Genomic DNA, 18431 nt, shown 5'->3' on the forward strand with positions numbered 1-18431 from the left:
TCAAATTCTCTACCAGGTGGATGGCGAAACCGTGGCGCAAGCCCCGTTGGTGGCATTAGAGAGTGTTTCCGAGGGCGGTTTCTTTAGTCGGCTTTGGGATACAATTCATTTGTTTTTCGTCGGCTTATTTAGCTAACACTAAGTTCCATGTTGAATCAATGAAGCGCTCCCTATTGGGAGCGTTTTTTGTTTCTACTAACAATACCCGTTCGCGAGTTGATAGAAAATTGCTCGGCGTTTGATATTTTTTGCTGCCTTTTTTCTCTATTAATGTCGGTAAAGCTTTGTAGGCTGCTGTAATTACAACGACATACAGAGAGTGAATTCCACTGAGGAGAGAAAAGAGTGAACGAATTACGTGAACCATCATGCAACCCACAAACCCCCGTCGCCGAACAGAAAATCGATCTGGCCCTGCTGCTGATCCTGCTCATGGCGATGGCCCTGCCGATGCTTGTACTTTATGCCAATGGTGCGCTGGCGCCGCTGATGCTGGCAGAAACCTATATCAACCCGACAATACTTGGCACGTTTACGCTGTCTGCTTTTGGTGTGGCCGCTATGCTCTCGCTCAATGCCGGACGTTGGGTGAAGCAATGGGGAATTCGCAGGGCAATGGTGTCTTTATTTGTTCTGACCGGCGTGTCGTTTACGGCACTCATTTGGGTGGAACACTGGCTGGGAATGGCTTTGGCCATTGCGGTCTGCGGTATTGCCCAGGCTCTTACCAACCCGGTCACGAATCAGGCGATTGCGGCGCTGGTTCCGGCCTCTCGGAAAGCGTTGATGGTCGGGGTAAAGCAGTCCGGCGTACAGCTATCAGCTCTGGCGGCCGGCTCTGTGCTGTCTTTGGCGGCCATTGAATGGGGCTGGCGGGCGGCGTTTGCATTGATGATTCCGCTTTGCTTTGGGATGGCCGGCTTAGCGGCCGGGAAAAACTGGCAAGAGAAAGTACCAGTACAGCGCGTTTCTGCTCGGGGTCAAGGAGACAAACGACTTGTGACATTGTTGATGGTGATGCAGGCGGGCGTCGGCATCACGCTGGCTGCATTTATTACTCAAATCCCGATGGTTGCAGCCCAGATTGGGATGAATACGCAACAAGCGGCATCCCTGATCACTTTATTTGGCGGGATGGGAATTGTGTCCCGCTTGATCCTGACTCCGCTGGCAAGCAGACTGCGTCACGAATCTGATTTGTTGCTGATCCTGTATCCTGTTGCCGGGTTGGCGCTGTTATGTGCGTTTAGTGCCACACATGAATTACCTTGGCTGATTCATGTCAGTGTGGTTGGCATTGGCAGCACTTTGGTCGCCAGCAATGCTGTCGCGATGGCGATGGTGATTAAATATCCGGCCTTTGGTGATATTGCCACGGCTTCGGGACGTGTTTCAGCGGCGTTCTTTGGCGGCTTGGCCTCCGGCTCCCTCTTGTTTCAGATGGCGACGCGTCTGACAGAAATCTTTCATGCAGGGCTCGGGCTGTTGTTGCTTTTTATGGGGATTTGTTTGGGGTCAGCGACATGTTTGCGGACTATGACAATGCGGGATTAATCGGGATACTTATCATAAAGATGCTGTGGGCAATCGTATTGCCGATCAGTAGTACCATTAACGGCATTAAAGTTTTCAAATGACTTGGTTTTCTAATCATGGTGATGTTTCATCTGTTGTGAACGATAGTCAATCGGCGTCAGGCCTTCCTGCTGCCTGAAAGCCTGCGTGAAGTGGCTCGCACTGCTGAAGCCACACAAATGGGCAACCTCTGTAATGCTGTGTGCGACATCGCTCAGGTAAGATTTCGCGAGTTCTAATCGATAGGCTCTGAGCCAGCTGAAAACCGTTTTGCCGTATGTCTTTTTGAAGTTTCTGTTGAGCCGGGTGTGGCTCATGCCGACGTCTCGGGCCAGGGCATCGAGTGTGGGCGGGTTGGCTATGGCAGTGATGAGGATCTGCCTGGCGCGCTCAACAGGATTCCTATAGGTGGGGGCTTTGCTTTGCGTCAGGTGTACGGATTGGGCGAGGGGAATCAGCCAGTGGGCTAATAGCTCCAGTGCTCTGCCTTCAGCTTTCATGCGATCAAACGGATTATGGAGCGGGTTATCGATCAATGGAGCAATCCAGCTGTGATTGTCTTGTCGGACCGCAACTTGAGCATGATCCTTGGTAAAAATGGCATCGAACAGACGATCCTGACTGGAATAGGCGCGTTTCAGGCGGTTTGTGGGTATTTTGAGTACGGCCATTTCATGACGGGTGTTGGCGCTGCTGTAGCGATAAAAAGTTCTGCCTTTGAGGTTAAATAACCAAATATCACCCGGTTTGATGGCGTTGAGTGAGTTTTCGCAAAACCCTAATCGGCTTTCACCCGTGAGGCCGAATACCAGAAGGGTTGTCTCGACCGGATAGTCAATTTCGGACAGTAATGGGGTTTCACTCTGGTATGTGCTTTTGGTAAAGCAAATATCTTCAGCAAGCCTGAAACACCGGAAATGATTGCTCCCCTTTGGGTCAGGGAGCTGAAGGTTATACCAACACATAGAGCCGGCATCACCGGCAGCATGCATTTGGGGGGTGATCTGTTGCACCGACATAAGCGCAGGCACAGTCGCAGATGCCCCGATGCTCGGCCGACTCAGCCCGAAGGTTTGATCCATTCGTAACACCATGCCCATTTAAATTAAGTGATATTCATTCTCACTTGAAAACTATATATAAACCTTGGTTCACATTCAATGCTGAAGCGTTAAAGTAGCAAAGCCTGAGATAGAGGACGTGAAAGAGGTCAGTTCATATGCAATCTGGATGGGCAGCGCGGTGATACCGGAGTCGTAAAATATTTCAACCTGCAAGAAAAGTCCGTATAATCCACGCCCTATCAAGAATCCAGTCAGGAAATCTACAGTCGACCCAATCGACAGTGTGAGAAGTCGCAATGAATCAGAAAGATACAAGAAAAGATACACTTGAATTCAACAAGCTCCAGAAACGCCTGCGGAGAAATGTTGGCAATGCCATCATTGACTACAACATGATCGAAGAAAATGATGTGGTGATGGCCTGTATCAGTGGCGGTAAAGATTCATTTGCGATGTTAGATATCTTATTGAATCTACAAAAAGCCGCACCGATTAAGTTTGATGTTGTAGCGGTGAACTTGGATCAAAAACAGCCTGGTTTTCCTGAGCATATTTTGCCTGATTATTTTGAAAGCCTGGATATTCCATACTACATCGTCGACAAAGATACTTACTCGGTTGTCAAAGAGAAGGTGCCGGAAGGAAAAACAACTTGCGGCCTGTGTTCACGCTTGCGTCGCGGCACGCTGTATTCTTTTGCTGAGAAGATTGGTGCGACCAAAATTGCGTTGGGTCACCACCTGGATGATATCGTCGAAACCCTGTTTTTGAACATGTTCCACGGCTCGCGGATGAAGGCAATGCCGCCGAAGCTGCGCTCTGATGATGGCCGGAACGTGGTGATTCGCCCGCTGACATACTGTCGTGAAAAAGATCTGATCAAGTATGCGGAGCATAAAGAGTTCCCGATCATTCCTTGTAACCTGTGTGGTTCTCAGGAAAACCTGCAACGCCAGGCAATCAAAGCGATGCTGGTTGAATGGGACAAGAAAACACCAGGCCGTGTTGAGAGCATTTTCAAGTCACTTCAGAATGTCAGCCCGAGTCAATTAGCCGACAAAGAGCTGTTTGACTTCGTTAATCTTCCGTTGGATCGAGACGGCGATCGGGAAGAGTATGCTTTCACTGAAGCGGTTGTGTCATCGACCAATATCGACGAGTCTATGTTCATTGATGTGACTAACATTTAATCCTGAAGGGTCAGGAAGGCGAGCCATCGTCTTCCTGACCGTCTTTCCATCCGACGCGTTAAACACCCGCTTTATTCCCTCATTGCCTTTCATTGGCCTTAGGCTCCTCTGCCAAATCCTGAACTTGATTCCCGACGATTGCAGCTATTCTTTTTAGTGGGATTCACTGGACCGAATAATGTGCAACAGGGTTGCTATTTGTGTGCATTTAGTATTGTATGACTTTTCAAGGAGTATTTTGGGCTCGCACTAGACGAGCATCTTGTGAAGGAAAACAAATGGACAGAAAAAAAGTTGGGATTTTGATTTTTGATGATGTGGAGGTGCTCGATTATTGCGGGCCTTTTGAAGTTTTTTCGACCACACGGCTGAGTGAGGATAATCGCCGGGAGTCGGAATCACCTTTTGATGTTGTTCTGATAGCAGAACAGCATGCGCCGGTTGTCACCACGGGCGGGATGCGGGTGCTGCCGGATCACGATTTTCATGATTGTCCGGCACTGGATGTGTTAGTCGTCCCGGGCGGATGGGGAACCCGGCCGCAAATGGAGAACCCGCAGCTTTTGACCTGGTTAAGAGAGAGGGTCCCGACGCTGGAGCTGCTGACATCCGTTTGTACCGGCGCACTGGTACTGGGCAAGGCCGGATTGCTGGAAGGGAAACAGGTCACGACCCACTGGCGCTCACTGGACTGGATGCAGGAGCTGTTTCCGCACACAACGGTGCTGAAAACACAACACGTGGTCGAAGACGGTGATTTGCTGACTTCAGCGGGCATCTCAGCCGGTATCGATATGGCGTTGAAAGTTGTGTCACGTTACTGTGGTGAGCCGGTTGCACGCGCCACTGCGAAGCATATGGAATATCCTTTCCCGGATCATAACGAACGTCGCATCGAGATTTAAAGGCTCTGCCATCGAGATCCGCTCACTTGTAAAACAGCCTCCGAATGGAGGCTGTTTGCTTTCCGGCGATCAACTTCAAGGCGTTTAATCTTGTTCCGGATGCGGGCTGAGCGGACTGACATAACCTTCCGGTTTCAGTGCCAGTAAATCACAGTTCAGGCGATCAATGGTATGTTCAGCGGTATTGCCAATGAAGACCGCAGACAACCCGGTTCGCCCGGTCGTCCCCAGGATCACCAGCTCGGCATCCAGCTCTTTGGCCACGCTGGGAATCACGTCTTCCGGTAAACCTTCCACCACATGGGTTTGCTCTTCCGGCAAGCCGTGTTTATGGCGCAAGGCTTTCATGGAAGTCAGGTGGTGGCCCCGGACGGCATCGGAGTATGACGCTGGGTCAAACTCCGGCAGCTCAATGGTAATATTGACCGGCGTTGCCGGGTAGGCATTGACCAGATGTACCTCTGCATCCAGGATATCCGCCATCGCCAATGCCTCTGCCACAATGGCATCGTTGAGCTTATCGTGGGTTTCGCTGTCCGCTGCCAAGTTCACACTGGCGATGATTTTTCCGTTTTCCGGCCAGCTATGCTCTTTCACCATCAACACCGGGCAGGGGCACTTGCGCAGAAGGTGCCAGTCGGTCGGGGTGAAAATGACCGAACCAATTTTGTCATGATCATGGGTCGCTTTGATTAGCAGATCATGATTTTTACTGAACACTTCCGCAATGATGGCTTCATATGGACGGTTATGCCATACCACGCTCAAATCGATATGAAATCCTTTCTCTTTAAAGGGCTGAATAATATCTTTCAACCACTCTTCACGCTGCATAACGACGCCCCGGCGCATGGCTTGGCGTTCATCAGACGATAGCATGGAAGTCATTTCGTACGAGAAATCGTAGATGGCAAGGAATAGAGTGATGGTGACGTCCGGCGAGCGTTTCGCAAGATCGACGGCGCGAGATAAGGCTGGTTGGTGATCCTGCTCCGGATCAGCCACAACAAGAATATTATTGTACTTGGTCATAATTGCCCCCTTACACAACAGTGTTGGCATCAAAACCAGTCTCAGATCCCCTTGAAAGGAATACTACCTAGTTGCCTGAATACCCTTGAAAGCAAATAGATAAATCAGAATGGCTTCATTAACTGTAACGTATCGCAGCAGTAATGGGGAGTTTAGAAAATAAAAAAAGTGATACGGCGCAAGCTCGTATCACTTTCTTATTGAACCGGAATTCAGTGGATCAGTTGTTGTTACTCACGCCGGCCAAGCGGGACAGTTCTTCGTGATCCAGAATCGTAATGTACTTGCCTTTGACGCTCAGCATGCCTGATTTCTGGAAGCGACCCAGCAGACGGCTAATGGTCTCGACGGTCAGGCCCAGGTAGTTACCGATATCGCCACGCGTCATAGTCAGGCGGAACTCACGGGGTGAGAAGCCACGCTGAGAGAAACGCAGGGAGAGATTATATAGGAAGGCTGCCAGACGTTCTTCGGCATTCTTTTTCGACAGCAACAGGATCATTTCCTGATCGCCTTTAATCTCGTTACTCATCAGACGCATAATCTGCTTGCGCAGCTTCGGCATGCGACCGGATAAGTCATCCAGGATTTCAAATGGGATCTCACAAACCATCGAGGTTTCCAGAGACTGGGCAAAGCTCGGATGCATCATTTCATTAATGGCATCAAAACCAACCAAATCCCCGGCCAGATGGAAGGCGGTGATTTGCTCATCCCCTTGCTCGGTGATGGTATAGCTCTTAATTGTCCCGGAGCGGATCGCGTAGAGCGATTTCAGCTCATCGCCAGCCTTAAAAAGCTCTTGTCCTTTTTGGATCGGCTTTTTACGCTCGATGATCTGATCCAATTGATCAAGCTCAGATTCGTTCAGCGTAAATGGAATACACAACTGACTGATACTACAGTCCTGGCAATGAATAGCACATCCACCGGACTGGACACGTTTGGTTGGAAGTTTGTCCGAAATCATAAGCCTGTCTAACCGTGTTGACGTAGGTCAATATTTTAACACAATATGAATTGATGTGACGAGAAATATAAAACCCTACAAAATTTGTTTGATTGCGATATAACCAGTATGGACCCCGTACAAGAGGAGCATCAAGGCACTGGCCCGCTTGAAATATAGATTCTTTAAAAACTGTTGGAGCTGCTGGGCCAGCGAGCCCACGGCAATCATGGTCGGTAAGGTCCCCATGCCGAAAGCCAGCATGACCGCAGCGCCGGAAGACGCACTCCCGGAAACAGCAGCCCAGCTTAAGGTTGAGTAGACCAATCCGCACGGCAGCCAGCCCCAGAGCAGGCCAAACGGTAACGCGGCGGCTGGGGACTTGAGCGGCAGCAGGGACTTAGCCTGAGGCGAAATCAGCCGCCACAGATATTGCCCGAGGCGCTCCAGATGGGTGATTGCCTGCCACCACTGGCCCAGATACAACGCCAGCAGGATCATCATAACCGCAGCCAGTAACCGCAGCGAGACTAGAGCAGTGGCATGACCGCTGAGGGCAGCCATGCCGGCAAACGCTCCCCCGATGATGGCACCGGCAATTGCATAGGAAATCAGCCGACCGGCGTTGTAGCAGAGCAGATACGGCCAGCGGCGTGTATCTTGTTGGCCGGGAATGCCGAGCGTGAGGGCGGCAGCGACCCCGCCACACATCCCCAGGCAATGCCCGGCCCCCATCAGGCCAATCACAAAGGCGGCGATAAAATCAGTTGAGATAGCTGCGTCCATGTTGGTTAATCGCGTTTTTTGGCTGGCTTGTCCGTGTTTTCGTTTTCACCCTCGTCAAACAGGATGTCGTAACCACGGCGTTCCAGATCTTCAAATTGCTCACTTCTGACGGCCCACAGAAAAATGCCGACAGCAATACAGACAAAAATGATCGCGATAGGTATCAACAGATAAAGACTAGCCATTTTCTTTCAACAACCTTAAAGAGTTAGAGACAACAATGATTGAGCTGGCTGACATGCCCACTACGGCAATGTAGGGGGCAACGTAACCGGCAACGGCCAGCGGCAGGATCACTAGGTTATATCCCAGTGCCCAAGCCAGATTTTCCCGGATAATCTTACGGGTTTTGAGCGCAAGCTGACGAGCAGGTAGAATTCGTGACAGTTTGTCGCCCAGCAATACCATATCAGCCGAGGATTTAGCAACATCCGTGCCGCCGCCCATGGCAACGGAGAGGTGGGCGCCAGCCAGAACCGGGGCGTCATTCACACCGTCGCCGATCATCAGGGCAACCTGATCTTGATTCAGGCTACGCAGGTAGGCGAGTTTTCCTTCAGGGCTCACACCGGCAACCAGCGTATCAATCCCGAGTTTGTCCGCGACGGCCTGGGCATTGGCTGAGTGGTCACCGGTCAGCATGGTCACTTTGATCCCCGCCGACTGGAATTGGGCGATGAGCTCCTTGCTGTCCTGGCGGATCGGATCGTCCAGCTTAAAGGCCGCGATCGGCTGCGCATTACAGGTCAGCCAGACTTGGTAGCGATTGTCACATTGCATCAGCAGGTGCTCCTTGTCCGGATGTCTGTCCAGCGTGAAAGCGGCCTGGCCGATACGCCATTCATCATTTCCGATCCAGCCCTTCAATCCTGAGCCAATGATATTCTCCACACGATCGAATTTCAGCGCTGCTGAACGATGTTCGCGGAACGCTCTCGCGATCGGGTGGTTGGCGAATCGCTCCAGTTCAGCGGCATAAGTCAGGGCATCTTGCTCTGAAACATTGCCCAGCAACTTGGTCTTAACCAGCCGGATGTTTCCTTCCGTCAGGGTGCCGGTTTTATCAATCACCAACTGATTTACTTTACACAGGGTTTCCAGCACGTGCCCGCGGCGTAAAAGGATACCCAACCGGCCTAAGCTTGACGTTGAGCAAGTCAGTGCGGTTGGCGTCGCCAGAGATAGCGCACAAGGGCAGGTTGCCACCAGAACAGAGAGAGTGATCCACAATGCATCTTCAGGGCGGTGCTGCATCCAGTACAACCAGGTACCCGCTGAAATGATCAAAATGGCAGCTACGAAATAACGAGCGACGACATCGGCGATCTCCGCCACTTTCGGCTTGGTGGATTGCGCTTCATCTTGCAACCGTACGATGTTAGAGATCAGCGAGTTCTGCCGATCCTGGGTCACTTTAAGAGTGATATTGCCATCACCGTTGATGGTCCCGGCAAAGACCTGATCCCCTGCGGCGCGAGGGACCGGCATTGGCTCACCAGTCAGCATCGACTCGTCGATGGCCGTTTCACCTTGCTGGATTTCCCCGTCAGCCGGCAGGTTCTCACCTGGCAGGACAAGAACGATATCGTCGACTTTCAAGGTCTTGGCGGCGACCTGTCGTCCGTCTTCCAGGGTCGCCATCGCCGGCACCAGTTTGAGGAGGTTGGCGCTGGCTGCAGCGGCCTGACGCCGGGCACGCATTTCGAGGAAGCGACCCAACAGCAGGAAGAAGGTAAACATCGAAATGGATTCAAAAAAGACTTCGCCTTTTTCCATCACGGTTGCATACAGGCTGGCGACAAAGGCAAACAGCAAGGCAATCGACACCGGAACATCCATGCCCAGTGTGCGAGCTTTGAGATTTCGCCAGGCATTGAGGTAAAACGGCAGGGCAGAGTAGAGCAATACCGGCGTGGCGAAGATCAGGCTGACCCAACGCAGGTAACTTTTGAACTCAGGATCTAAATCCCCGAAGATTTCAAAATATAGCGCTACGGCCAGCATCATGACCTGCATAGTGGCAATCCCGGCGATCCCCAACCGATAGAGATAGCCTTTCATGGTGCGGTGATATTGCTGCTCTTGTGCGTCGGCTTCAAATGGGGCGGCTTTGTAACCCAGCTGATGAATGATGCCGAGTAAATGACTGAGTTTGGTTTGGGCCGGATCCCAGACCAGCAGGGCGCGGTGCGTGGTGGTGTTGACACGAATTGAGATGACGCCGGGCTCTCGGTTGAGTTGCTTTTCAATGAGCCAGGCACAAGCGGCACAGGAAACACCATCGAGCGAGAGGGAAACTTCCTTACTGTTCTCAACGCTGCGGACAAATTCCTGTTGGACTTCTTCATGATCATAGAGCAACAGGGATTGCAATTGTTGCGGAACCAGGTCGGCCTTTTCGGCTGGCGCGGTGCGATATTCGTAATACGATGTCAGACCGCTGTCGACAATGGTTTGAGCCACGGCTTCACAGCCCGGACAACACATATCGCGCTGCTCACCCAGAATCTGAACTTGCTGATGGTAACCCGCCGGGACCGGGTCACCACAGTGGTAACAATCTTTGCTCATTCCTTATCCTGCCCGTACAGCGAAGTCGGGCCAGATGATGGCAGGGTAATGCGCCCTTGCAGCATCCAGTCACCATCAAATGGTTCCAGCTCAACAAACCAAGGGCCTTGCAGCGGCTCTGGTGCGCTGAAACGATAAGCACCTTTCAAATCGGGGCTGACCATTTGGGTAAAGTCTTTATTGGCTAGGGTTCTGTGGGTAAAAGTCACCCGCAGGTTCGGGTTGCTTTTCAGCTCACCTTTGTTGAAATTCACGACGATGTCTGACTCGGCGACACTCACCGACGCTTTCAGTTGCAGTGCATCGGCGACGCGCAAACGCGAAAGGTCAAGGTTAATAGCTTTTCCTTTCTTGTAATAATCTTCTGCGACGAGATCTACCTGGTTTTGAGAAAAGATATAGACAGCGGTCAGGCTGTAGATAATGGAAATGGCAGGGATAGAGAAAACGAACCAAGGCCAGAAATGCTTATACCATGGTTTACGCATAGTGATTACCTTTGACGCTTTGATGAAAAGAGCCCCTGAATGTAACAGGGGCTATGTATTAAGTCTCAGTTTTTATTACTAATTTATTAGATAATATGTAACTGATTTTAAACCATCCAATTACTTGCTGGTTTCGTTGCTCAGGCTCCAGACGTAGGCAGAGATCAGCTGAACTTTCTCTTCACCCAGCACGTCTTTCCAAGCCGGCATCACGCCTTGACGACCGTGGGTAATCGTCGCTTCAACTGCACGGCGAGAGCCGCCGTATAGCCAAGTCTGGTCCGTCAGGTCAGGTGCACCGAAAGCCGGGTTCCCTTTACCATCGGTACCGTGACACGCTGCACAGACAACGAAACGTTGTTGACCAGCTGCGGCATCTTTGGCGTTTACGCTACGACCAGACAAGCCCAGTACATAGGTGGTTACATCGCGGACACCGTCTTCGCCCAGGGTATCGATCCAAGCCGGCATGACACCGTGACGACCTTGCATGATTGTGGTTTTGATCGTTTCCGCTTCACCACCATACAGCCAGGCGTTGTCGGTCAGGTTCGGGTAACCTAGCTGACCACGCGCATCTGAACCGTGACATTGCGCACAGTTTTGGATGAACAGACGCTGACCCACTTTAATCGCGTCAGAATCGCCAGCGATTTCAGTGATAGGACGTAGTGCATGACCAGATGCATCATAGGCCAGGGTCTTGAACGTTTCACCGAAAGACGCTTGTGCGTCATCCAGTTCACGTGCGTACTGATCCAGGCGTTGATCTTTCTGTGCATTGGCAATGGCGAGTCTAGACTCTTCCACGCTACGCACAGTCTGGTTAGAACTTTGCCAGCCTAACAGGCCTTTAAAGTTACCCAGGCCAGGGTACAGCGCCAGGTATACCAGACCGAAGATAATGGTGCCCCAGAACATGTAGGACCACCACTTTGGCAGAGGGTTGTTGATTTCACGAATACCATCGTATTCGTGGCCCATATCTTCACCTTCCTCAACACCCATTTTGTCTTTGCTACACCAAACAAGAATGGTGGCAATACCGAAAATGGTGCCGAGCGTGATGATTGTAATCCATAGACTCCAGAATGTAGTCATGCTTCCTAGCTCCTGTCTTTCTCACGCGTTGCCAAATCTTGCTCTTCATCTGCAAACACAAGGTTAGCTGCTTCATCGAAGCGGGATTTTTGGCGTTTACTGTAAGCCCAAAGGACGATACCAATAAAGCTTGCGAACAGAATCACTGTCCAAATGCTATGAATGGTTCCAATATCCATTGTGGCCCCCTTACTTCATTGCGTGACCGAGAGACTGAAGGTAAGCAATCAGTGCATCCATTTCAGTCTTGCCTTTCACATCGTCACTAGCATTCGCGATTTGCTCATCAGTGTAAGGAACACCGAAGTTGTCGCGGAACAGCGCTAGTTTGTTAGAAGTTAACTTGCCGTCAAGCTCGTTTTCTTCCAGCCAAGGGAACCCTGGCATGTTTGACTCAGGAACTACAGCACGTGGATTACGAAGGTGAACACGGTGCCAGTCGTCAGAGTAACGGCCGCCAACACGCGCCAGATCCGGACCAGTCCGCTTAGAACCCCACAGGAATGGATGTTCCCAAACACTTTCACCGGCAACAGAGTAATGACCGTAACGTTCTGTTTCTGAACGGAACGGACGAACCATCTGGCTGTGACACACGTTACAACCTTCACGGATGTAGATATCACGGCCTTCCATTTCCAGCGCCGTGTAAGGGCGCAGGTTTTCTACCGGCTCAGTCGTTTGATCCTGATACAGGAGCGGCGTGATTTCTACCAGCGCACCAAAACTGATGGCGATGATGATCAGAATCGCTAGAAGGCCGACATTTTTTTCTACAATTTCATGACGATTATTAGCCATTGTCGAACTCCTTATGCTGGCTGCTCAGTTGCTTTCAGGCTTTCTTTTGGCGCGGCAATAGTCTTGTACGCGTTGTAGGCCATCAGAAGCATACCGAACAAGAACACAGCGCCACCCAGGAAGCGAACAAAGTAGAATGGGTAAGAAGCCTGCAGAGACTCAACGAAGCTGTAGGTCAATGTACCGTCGGTGTTTACCGCGCGCCACATCAGACCTTGCATCACACCGGAGATCCACATCGCAACGATGTACAGTACCGTACCGATGGTGGCCAGCCAGAAGTGAACGTTGATCAGTTTGACCGAGAACATGCGCTCTTGACCGAACAGTTTCGGGATCAGGTGGTATACCGAACCGATCGAAACCATGGCAACCCAGCCTAACGCACCAGAGTGTACGTGACCAATGGTCCAGTCTGTATAGTGGGATAGGGCGTTAACTGTCTTGATTGACATCATCGGGCCTTCGAAGGTCGACATGCCGTAGAAAGACAGAGATACAACCAGGAAGCGCAAGATTGGATCGTGACGCAGTTTGTGCCATGCACCGGATAGCGTCATGATACCGTTGATCATACCACCCCAAGATGGTGCGAACAGGATCAGTGACATCACCATACCTACCGACTGAGTCCAGTCTGGTAGTGAAGTATAGTGAAGGTGGTGAGGACCAGCCCAGATGTAGAGTGAAATCAGTGCCCAGAAGTGAACGATAGAAAGACGGTAAGAGTAAACCGGACGTCCAGCTTGCTTAGGTACAAAGTAGTACATCATTCCCAGGAAGCCCGCAGTCAGCAGGAAGCCTACTGCGTTGTGTCCGTACCACCATTGAACCATGGCATCCACTGCACCAGAGTAAATCGAGTACGATTTAGTCATAGATACAGGAATCGCCATGCTGTTCACGATGTGCAGGACTGCTACCGTCAGGATGAAGGCACCGAAGAACCAGTTCGCAACATAAATGTGCGAGGTTTTTCGTTTAATCATCGTCCCGAAGAAGACAATTGCGTAGGATACCCAAACCACAGCAATGGCGATATCAATCGGCCATTCCAGCTCTGCGTATTCCTTACTCGTGGTCATACCCAGCGGCAGCGTGATTGCTGCAGACAGGATAACGGCTTGCCAGCCCCAGAAGGTGAACGACGCTAATTTTCCACCGAATAGTCTTGCTTGACATGTACGCTGTACTACGTAGTAGGACGTAGCAAACAGGGCACTTGTACCGAACGCGAAAATCACCGCATTAGTATGCAGTGGTCGCAGACGGCTGTATGTCAACCAAGGTATGTCGAAGTTTAACGCCGGCCACACCAGTTGAGCGGCAATCAATACACCAACGCCCATTCCGACAATTCCCCAAAGTATGGTGGCTAAAGTGAATTGACGAACGACCGTATAGTTGTAGTTTTGTTCAAGCTGCTTTACTTGGCTCATGTTGCATGCTTCCAATTTTAATTGTTCAACTACACTCTCTTTCCTTGTGCGGACAACAAGTTGTCGCAATGCCACCCAAAACCCAATTCAGACGCCATGTTGCCTTTTTGAACATCATGGTATTTAAATTGCTATTTTGTTGTAAAAGTGGCATTTTCGGTGCACATAATACTTGAGATACAAAGTGATTGACAGGGTCAAGACCACACTCGCTTTACGGTTAAGCAACATTTATGTGAAAACTTTGAACTCTGTAACACGGGAAGCGCGATAAAAATGGCAGCCGAGAAATTGACACGAGCCAGACTGGCTCAAATTTTAGTCTTAATGACAATTTTAATCACAGCATTTGTATGGAGAACAGTAACCTACGAAAACACTAAGGTATTAGAAGATCATGCTGATCGGTGTCAAATTTCGGCAGAATCGTGTGTCTCGAAAAGTGAAGGTGACCCTCTGGGGCTCTCGCTTTCCCCCTTCCCGGTCAAGGCTAATTCCGAGGTTCTTCTGCATGTTCGTAACGCAAATGTAAAGCCTGTTGCGACGGTGGCTGGCGTAGATATGTTTATGGGGAAAATCCCGGTGGTTTTTGAACCGCAGGCATCAGGTTGGGTCGGGCGTTTTCAGGTGCCGGAATGTGTTCATAACACCATGAAATGGGCCGTAACAGTCGAGGTGGGAGAGCGAAAGGTTATTGCCGATTTTGTCGTCAAAAAATAATCAAGCCTGGCTCTTTCCTGGATTGAAAACTGTGATTTTTATCACTTTGACAAGCATTCTGAAGCCAAAGTGTTACTTATTTGATAATAATTATATCAATTTACTGATAAAACAGAGAATACTGACTATGATTGTGGCAGCACAACATAAATAAATAAGAAATGTATGGACATTGCTACCAGTTACTCTGCAATACCTCGCACAAATGAAGCGGTCAATGATGTCATTTGTAAGATAAAAGAGAAGATTGCCAATCCAAAACTGTTGCTGGTTTACCTGACCGAGCAATATGATGATGCCGTGATCCAACATGCGCTTGTCGCTGCTTTTCCGGATGCCCAGATTCTCGGGTGTACTTCCTGCCAAGGCGTGATGACCGATGAAGGTTACTTTGGCGGCAATGGCCTGGCGGTATGGGCAATGAGTGATTATTTCGGGGCATTTGGCAGCGCCATTGTCTCGACCCGGCAATCATCCTACGACATGGCACGTCAGGCACTGCTCCGGGCAATTACCAACAGCGGCAGGCCAGGGGAGCTGCCTGCGCTGATCATTCTGCATGCCTGTCCGGGGAATGAAGAAGAAGTGATCCGGGGCATTGAAGATGAACTCGGCATTTCTGTTCCGATTATTGGCGGAAGTGCCGCCGACGATCATGTTGTCGGGCATTGGAAGCTGTTTACCCACGAACAGCGCAGCCAGGAAGGTGTCGGGCTGTGCGTGATGTATCCCTCCTGCAATGTCAGCTATTCCTTTCACTCCGGTTACGCCAGCACCGGCCTTCATGCAGTCGCCACCAAAACAGAAGGTCGCGAACTGATTGAGCTTGATCACCGTCCGGCCATTGAAACCTACCAGGCCTGGATGGGAGAGACCCTTTCGGGCGAGAACAGCATTATCTCCGAAAGCAGCCTCAATCCTTTGGGGAGAATTGCCGGACAGGTGCACGACCTGCCTTACTTCAAGTTATCCCACCCGCTTCGGGTCACCCCCAGAGGGGGAATTGAGTTGTTCGCCGCCATCGATGAAGGTGATGTCCTCTATTTTATGAAAGGGACAGAAGAGCAGTTAATTACCCGGGCAGGCCGGGTCGTGGACGCGGCATTTGATATTCACAATGCCCATCGAAAAATTGACCCGATCGGCGGGATCACCATTTACTGCGCAGGCTGCATGCGACGTGTACAGCATCGGATGGATGAAGTTGCCCAATACGTGAATAAAGCCATGCATCAAGCGCCATTTATCAGTCCGTTTACATTCGGTGAGCAGGGCCAGTTCGTCGGTGGCGAAAATGCGCATGGAAACTTGATGATCTCAGCCGTTTTATTTCACAGGGATTAAGCATGTCGAATTATGATTCAGAAAAATTGCAGGAAACATTGCTTGACCTGATGCGCAGCCACGAGCGCGAACAACAGCTGAGAGAAGAAAACGCTGCAATTCTGGCCGGCATTTCCGCTATGGCCGGCGCGAACACAAAACGTCAGGTATTCAATAGCTTACTGACCGTATTGCGAAAATATATAGGTTTCGAACACGCCCTGGTTCTGACTAGAGAAGATGAAACGACTCCGCTACAAGAGCTGGTGACAACGTGTCCTTTTTTCGAGTCGTCCATCTGGCCGGTGGGGAACACATTTATTCGGGCTCTCAACGGGGAAAGTATCGCCTTATTTGAACCCAAGGATGTTGCTGAATTCCAGAACCTGCCGGCAATGATGTTGCATCATTGCCGCTCTGTGCTCCTGACCGGCGTCAAAGTCAGTTCCGGTGATGCGATTATGTTGTTCCTGCATTCTGAACGGGGGCAGTTTGATCCCCGCAGCCGCCGGGTTCTGGACCGGTTCCGGCCTTTACTTGAGCGGGCCATTATCGATATCGATTACAGAGAGCGACTGCAGTCTCTGGTTTCGGTCCGAACACAGGAATTGATCCACAGTCAGCAACGCTTTAAAGATTTCGCGAAAACCGTCGGCGACTGGTTCTGGGAAATCGATACAGACTACCAGTTCACCTATATATCAGCGCCACACCTCGCCAACCATATGATTGACAGTGGCAATATGCTGGAAGCCTTTGGCGATCGCTGCAGTGTCAGTAAGATCCTCAAAACAAAATTCGAACAACAGAAATCGTTTGAAGAGATCGAGTGGCAATTGCCGGAGAGAGAAGGGGGGAGTTGGATCAGTCTCAGCGGAACCCCTTATTTTGACAAGCAAGGCAACTTGCTCGGCTACCGGGGAACCGCGAAAGATATTACCCACAGAAAAAACTGGATCCGCCAACTTCAGGAAGCCCGTGAACAGGCGGAATCGGCCAATAAGGCTAAGTCACAGTTCTTAGCTATGATGAGTCATGAAATTCGAACGCCGCTTAACGCCGTACTCGGATTCATGGATACACTGGCAGACTCCGGTCTGGATAGCCAACAAGCTTATTTAGTCAATCAAATGGATCAGTCGGCCCAACTCTTGCTGACTATTATTAACGACATTCTGGACTTATCCCGCATTGAATCCGGAAGTTTTGAGTTGTTTAACATCAATATGGATATTGCGGATAGCGTTAACCTCGTTGCGAATCAGCTTCGTGAACAGGCGGTGAAAAAGAAAATCGATCTCCAGGTGCAGTTATCCCCGGATTTACCACGAACCATCGTCGGGGATAAGAACCGTATATCCCAAGTGATGTTTAACCTGATCGGTAACGCAATTAAATTCACCAAACATGGCCGGGTCTCCATTGAGGTGACGCGGCAACAGCAGAACATTGTTATTGCCGTGACGGATACGGGGATTGGTATTGCAGAGGAAGCGCAAAAAAATTTGTTCAATCCGTTTATCCAAGCAGACGGTAGTATCACCCGGCAATATGGCGGTACCGGATTGGGCCTGGCAATCAGCCAGCATCTGATTGAAAAAATGAACGGGAAAATTACCTTACACAGCCAACTGAACGAAGGCAGCTGTTTTACAGTTTATATCCCCATAATTCAGCAAGCTGAATGTACCGTGGCGGCGCAGCCGGTTGTTCAGCCGGAGCCGGGGAAATCACTCAACATTTTGTTGGCAGAAGATAGCCATACCAATCAATTAGTCGCCAGAATGATGCTGGAAAAGCGTGGCCATCATGTTGAAATCGCCAATCATGGTCGGGAAGCCGTAGAGAAACTCGAGCAACGTCATGAAGAATTTGATTTAGTCTTTATGGATATTTCAATGCCGGTCCTGGACGGCATCGAGGCGACAAAGCAGCTACGAAAGCAAAAGATCGATTTACCCATCATCGCGCTCACAGCCAATGCCATGCATTCCGATCAGGTTCAGTATCAGCAAGCCGGCATGGATGGGTTCCTGGCAAAACCAATCAACAAAGCTGAGCTGGATGCCATGCTCCGAAAATACCAGTCGGAGACTGAAACCATATAGCCAGTCGAGAACTGGCTTGTAATTAACACCTGATTTTGAAACACCAGGCAAACTGACCATTTGCAGCAGGGTTTAAAAATAGGTGTTAATTACCTATTTTATGGTAAATAGCGAATACTGTTAAATAGCTCAGTTTTGGCAAACGCACTTCAAAGCGGAGGGGCGAGAATACGTGGGATTGGATGTGGAAAGTCATCAGATTTCATTCTCCCGCACACCATATTTAACATAATATACATAATGCGCACTGAATCTGTAAGATCCAATTAGAAGTGTCAGGTTTGAGCCAGTTAGAAATGTCATGTTGAACTAACTTCAGAGCACTCTTTTCTAGCGAGTTATCTGGAGTCAATGAGATGTTGCTGACCATGACTGATGA

Annotated in this window: 17 protein-coding genes; 6 read left to right on the plus strand and 11 right to left on the minus strand. The window is 50.2% G+C overall.

All coding sequences use genetic code 11. From position 1 onward, the window contains the following. Nucleotides 1–345: 345 nt before the first annotated feature. Entirely contained in the window at nt 346–1554 is a 1209-nt protein-coding gene (locus VV869_RS19340) for an MFS transporter (protein WP_337736564.1), read from the plus strand. A 92-nt stretch (nt 1555–1646) separates the two neighbouring features. Here the strand turns inward: VV869_RS19340 and VV869_RS19345 are convergent, their stop codons facing one another. Beyond that, the gene (locus VV869_RS19345) at nt 1647–2588 is read right to left on the minus strand and encodes a helix-turn-helix transcriptional regulator (RefSeq protein WP_337736566.1); all 942 of its coding nucleotides are present in this window, start codon (nt 2586–2588) and stop codon (nt 1647–1649) included. Nucleotides 2589–2935: 347 nt separating this feature from the next. Here VV869_RS19345 and ttcA point away from each other — a divergent pair, with 347 nt between their 5' ends. Both ttcA and VV869_RS19355 read left to right on the plus strand, forming a co-directional pair. Then, nucleotides 2936–3829, plus strand: coding sequence for a tRNA 2-thiocytidine(32) synthetase TtcA (gene ttcA / locus VV869_RS19350; protein WP_337736567.1), 894 nt, complete (start codon nt 2936–2938; stop codon nt 3827–3829). Between the two features lie 278 nt (nt 3830–4107). Then, a complete protein-coding gene (locus tag VV869_RS19355; protein WP_337736568.1) occupies nt 4108–4734 on the plus strand; it encodes a DJ-1/PfpI family protein in 627 nt (208 codons plus the stop codon). 84 nt (nt 4735–4818) lie between these two features. Here VV869_RS19355 and uspE read toward each other — a convergent pair whose 3' ends face one another. The 10 genes from uspE to ccoN all read right to left on the minus strand — a co-directional run bounded on the left by uspE (nt 4819) and on the right by ccoN (nt 13901). Beyond that, complete coding sequence (gene uspE, locus VV869_RS19360) at nt 4819–5766, minus strand: universal stress protein UspE (protein WP_337736569.1); 948 nt, start codon at nt 5764–5766, stop codon at nt 4819–4821. Between the two features lie 220 nt (nt 5767–5986). Next, nucleotides 5987–6736 carry an FNR family transcription factor gene (locus tag VV869_RS19365; protein ID WP_261602744.1) on the minus strand — a complete coding sequence of 250 codons (750 nt, stop codon included), beginning with the start codon at nt 6734–6736 and terminating at the stop codon, nt 5987–5989. Between the two features lie 75 nt (nt 6737–6811). After that, complete coding sequence (locus VV869_RS19370) at nt 6812–7501, minus strand: sulfite exporter TauE/SafE family protein (RefSeq protein ID WP_337736570.1); 690 nt, start codon at nt 7499–7501, stop codon at nt 6812–6814. 5 nt (nt 7502–7506) lie between these two features. Further along, nucleotides 7507–7686: a cbb3-type cytochrome oxidase assembly protein CcoS gene (gene ccoS, locus VV869_RS19375; protein ID WP_337736571.1), complete on the minus strand. Its 180-nt coding sequence runs from the start codon at nt 7684–7686 to the stop codon at nt 7507–7509. Then, nucleotides 7679–10072, minus strand: a complete 2394-nt coding sequence (locus VV869_RS19380) for a heavy metal translocating P-type ATPase (protein WP_337736572.1) — start codon at nt 10070–10072, stop codon at nt 7679–7681. The genes ccoS and VV869_RS19380 overlap by 8 nt, the downstream gene beginning before the upstream one ends. Continuing rightward, entirely contained in the window at nt 10069–10560 is a 492-nt protein-coding gene (locus VV869_RS19385; protein ID WP_337736573.1) for a FixH family protein, read from the minus strand. The genes VV869_RS19380 and VV869_RS19385 overlap by 4 nt, the downstream gene beginning before the upstream one ends. Nucleotides 10561–10680: 120 nt before the next feature. Continuing rightward, complete coding sequence (ccoP, locus tag VV869_RS19390; protein ID WP_337736574.1) at nt 10681–11661, minus strand: cytochrome-c oxidase, cbb3-type subunit III; 981 nt, start codon at nt 11659–11661, stop codon at nt 10681–10683. Nucleotides 11662–11666: 5 nt separating this feature from the next. Next, nucleotides 11667–11840: a cbb3-type cytochrome oxidase subunit 3 gene (locus VV869_RS19395; protein ID WP_255390458.1), complete on the minus strand. Its 174-nt coding sequence runs from the start codon at nt 11838–11840 to the stop codon at nt 11667–11669. 10 nt (nt 11841–11850) lie between these two features. Beyond that, a complete protein-coding gene (gene ccoO / locus VV869_RS19400) occupies nt 11851–12462 on the minus strand; it encodes a cytochrome-c oxidase, cbb3-type subunit II (RefSeq protein WP_337736575.1) in 612 nt (203 codons plus the stop codon). An 11-nt stretch (nt 12463–12473) separates the two neighbouring features. Beyond that, nucleotides 12474–13901 carry a cytochrome-c oxidase, cbb3-type subunit I gene (gene ccoN / locus VV869_RS19405; protein ID WP_337736576.1) on the minus strand — a complete coding sequence of 476 codons (1428 nt, stop codon included), beginning with the start codon at nt 13899–13901 and terminating at the stop codon, nt 12474–12476. Between the two features lie 276 nt (nt 13902–14177). Here ccoN and VV869_RS19410 point away from each other — a divergent pair, with 276 nt between their 5' ends. The 3 genes from VV869_RS19410 to VV869_RS19420 all read left to right on the plus strand — a co-directional run bounded on the left by VV869_RS19410 (nt 14178) and on the right by VV869_RS19420 (nt 18052). Further along, complete coding sequence (locus VV869_RS19410) at nt 14178–14621, plus strand: hypothetical protein (RefSeq protein WP_337736577.1); 444 nt, start codon at nt 14178–14180, stop codon at nt 14619–14621. A 165-nt stretch (nt 14622–14786) separates the two neighbouring features. Continuing rightward, entirely contained in the window at nt 14787–15965 is a 1179-nt protein-coding gene (locus tag VV869_RS19415; protein WP_337736578.1) for an FIST signal transduction protein, read from the plus strand. Between the two features lie 2 nt (nt 15966–15967). Next, nucleotides 15968–18052 carry an ATP-binding protein gene (locus tag VV869_RS19420; RefSeq protein WP_337736579.1) on the plus strand — a complete coding sequence of 695 codons (2085 nt, stop codon included), beginning with the start codon at nt 15968–15970 and terminating at the stop codon, nt 18050–18052. The last annotated feature ends 379 nt before the right edge of the window (nt 18053–18431 follow it).

It is taken from the genome of Photobacterium sp. MCCC 1A19761, from assembly GCF_037389125.1.
GTDB lineage: Bacteria > Pseudomonadota > Gammaproteobacteria > Enterobacterales > Vibrionaceae > Photobacterium.

What these genes read in the sequence shown, in the direction of transcription:
- VV869_RS19415 (WP_337736578.1), top strand. Translation starts at nt 14,787, where the DNA reads ATGGACATTGCTACCAGTTACTCTGCAATACCTCGCACAAATGAAGCG.
- uspE (WP_337736569.1), bottom strand. Translation starts at nt 5,766, where the DNA reads ATGACCAAGTACAATAATATTCTTGTTGTGGCTGATCCGGAGCAGGAT.
- VV869_RS19370 (WP_337736570.1), bottom strand. Translation starts at nt 7,501, where the DNA reads ATGGACGCAGCTATCTCAACTGATTTTATCGCCGCCTTTGTGATTGGC.
- VV869_RS19395 (WP_255390458.1), bottom strand. Translation starts at nt 11,840, where the DNA reads ATGGATATTGGAACCATTCATAGCATTTGGACAGTGATTCTGTTCGCA.
- ccoO (WP_337736575.1), bottom strand. Translation starts at nt 12,462, where the DNA reads ATGGCTAATAATCGTCATGAAATTGTAGAAAAAAATGTCGGCCTTCTA.
- VV869_RS19355 (WP_337736568.1), top strand. Translation starts at nt 4,108, where the DNA reads ATGGACAGAAAAAAAGTTGGGATTTTGATTTTTGATGATGTGGAGGTG.
- VV869_RS19385 (WP_337736573.1), bottom strand. Translation starts at nt 10,560, where the DNA reads ATGCGTAAACCATGGTATAAGCATTTCTGGCCTTGGTTCGTTTTCTCT.
- VV869_RS19420 (WP_337736579.1), top strand. Translation starts at nt 15,968, where the DNA reads ATGTCGAATTATGATTCAGAAAAATTGCAGGAAACATTGCTTGACCTG.
- VV869_RS19380 (WP_337736572.1), bottom strand. Translation starts at nt 10,072, where the DNA reads ATGAGCAAAGATTGTTACCACTGTGGTGACCCGGTCCCGGCGGGTTAC.
- ccoP (WP_337736574.1), bottom strand. Translation starts at nt 11,661, where the DNA reads ATGACTACATTCTGGAGTCTATGGATTACAATCATCACGCTCGGCACC.
- ccoS (WP_337736571.1), bottom strand. Translation starts at nt 7,686, where the DNA reads ATGGCTAGTCTTTATCTGTTGATACCTATCGCGATCATTTTTGTCTGT.
- VV869_RS19410 (WP_337736577.1), top strand. Translation starts at nt 14,178, where the DNA reads ATGGCAGCCGAGAAATTGACACGAGCCAGACTGGCTCAAATTTTAGTC.
- VV869_RS19365 (WP_261602744.1), bottom strand. Translation starts at nt 6,736, where the DNA reads ATGATTTCGGACAAACTTCCAACCAAACGTGTCCAGTCCGGTGGATGT.
- ttcA (WP_337736567.1), top strand. Translation starts at nt 2,936, where the DNA reads ATGAATCAGAAAGATACAAGAAAAGATACACTTGAATTCAACAAGCTC.
- ccoN (WP_337736576.1), bottom strand. Translation starts at nt 13,901, where the DNA reads ATGAGCCAAGTAAAGCAGCTTGAACAAAACTACAACTATACGGTCGTT.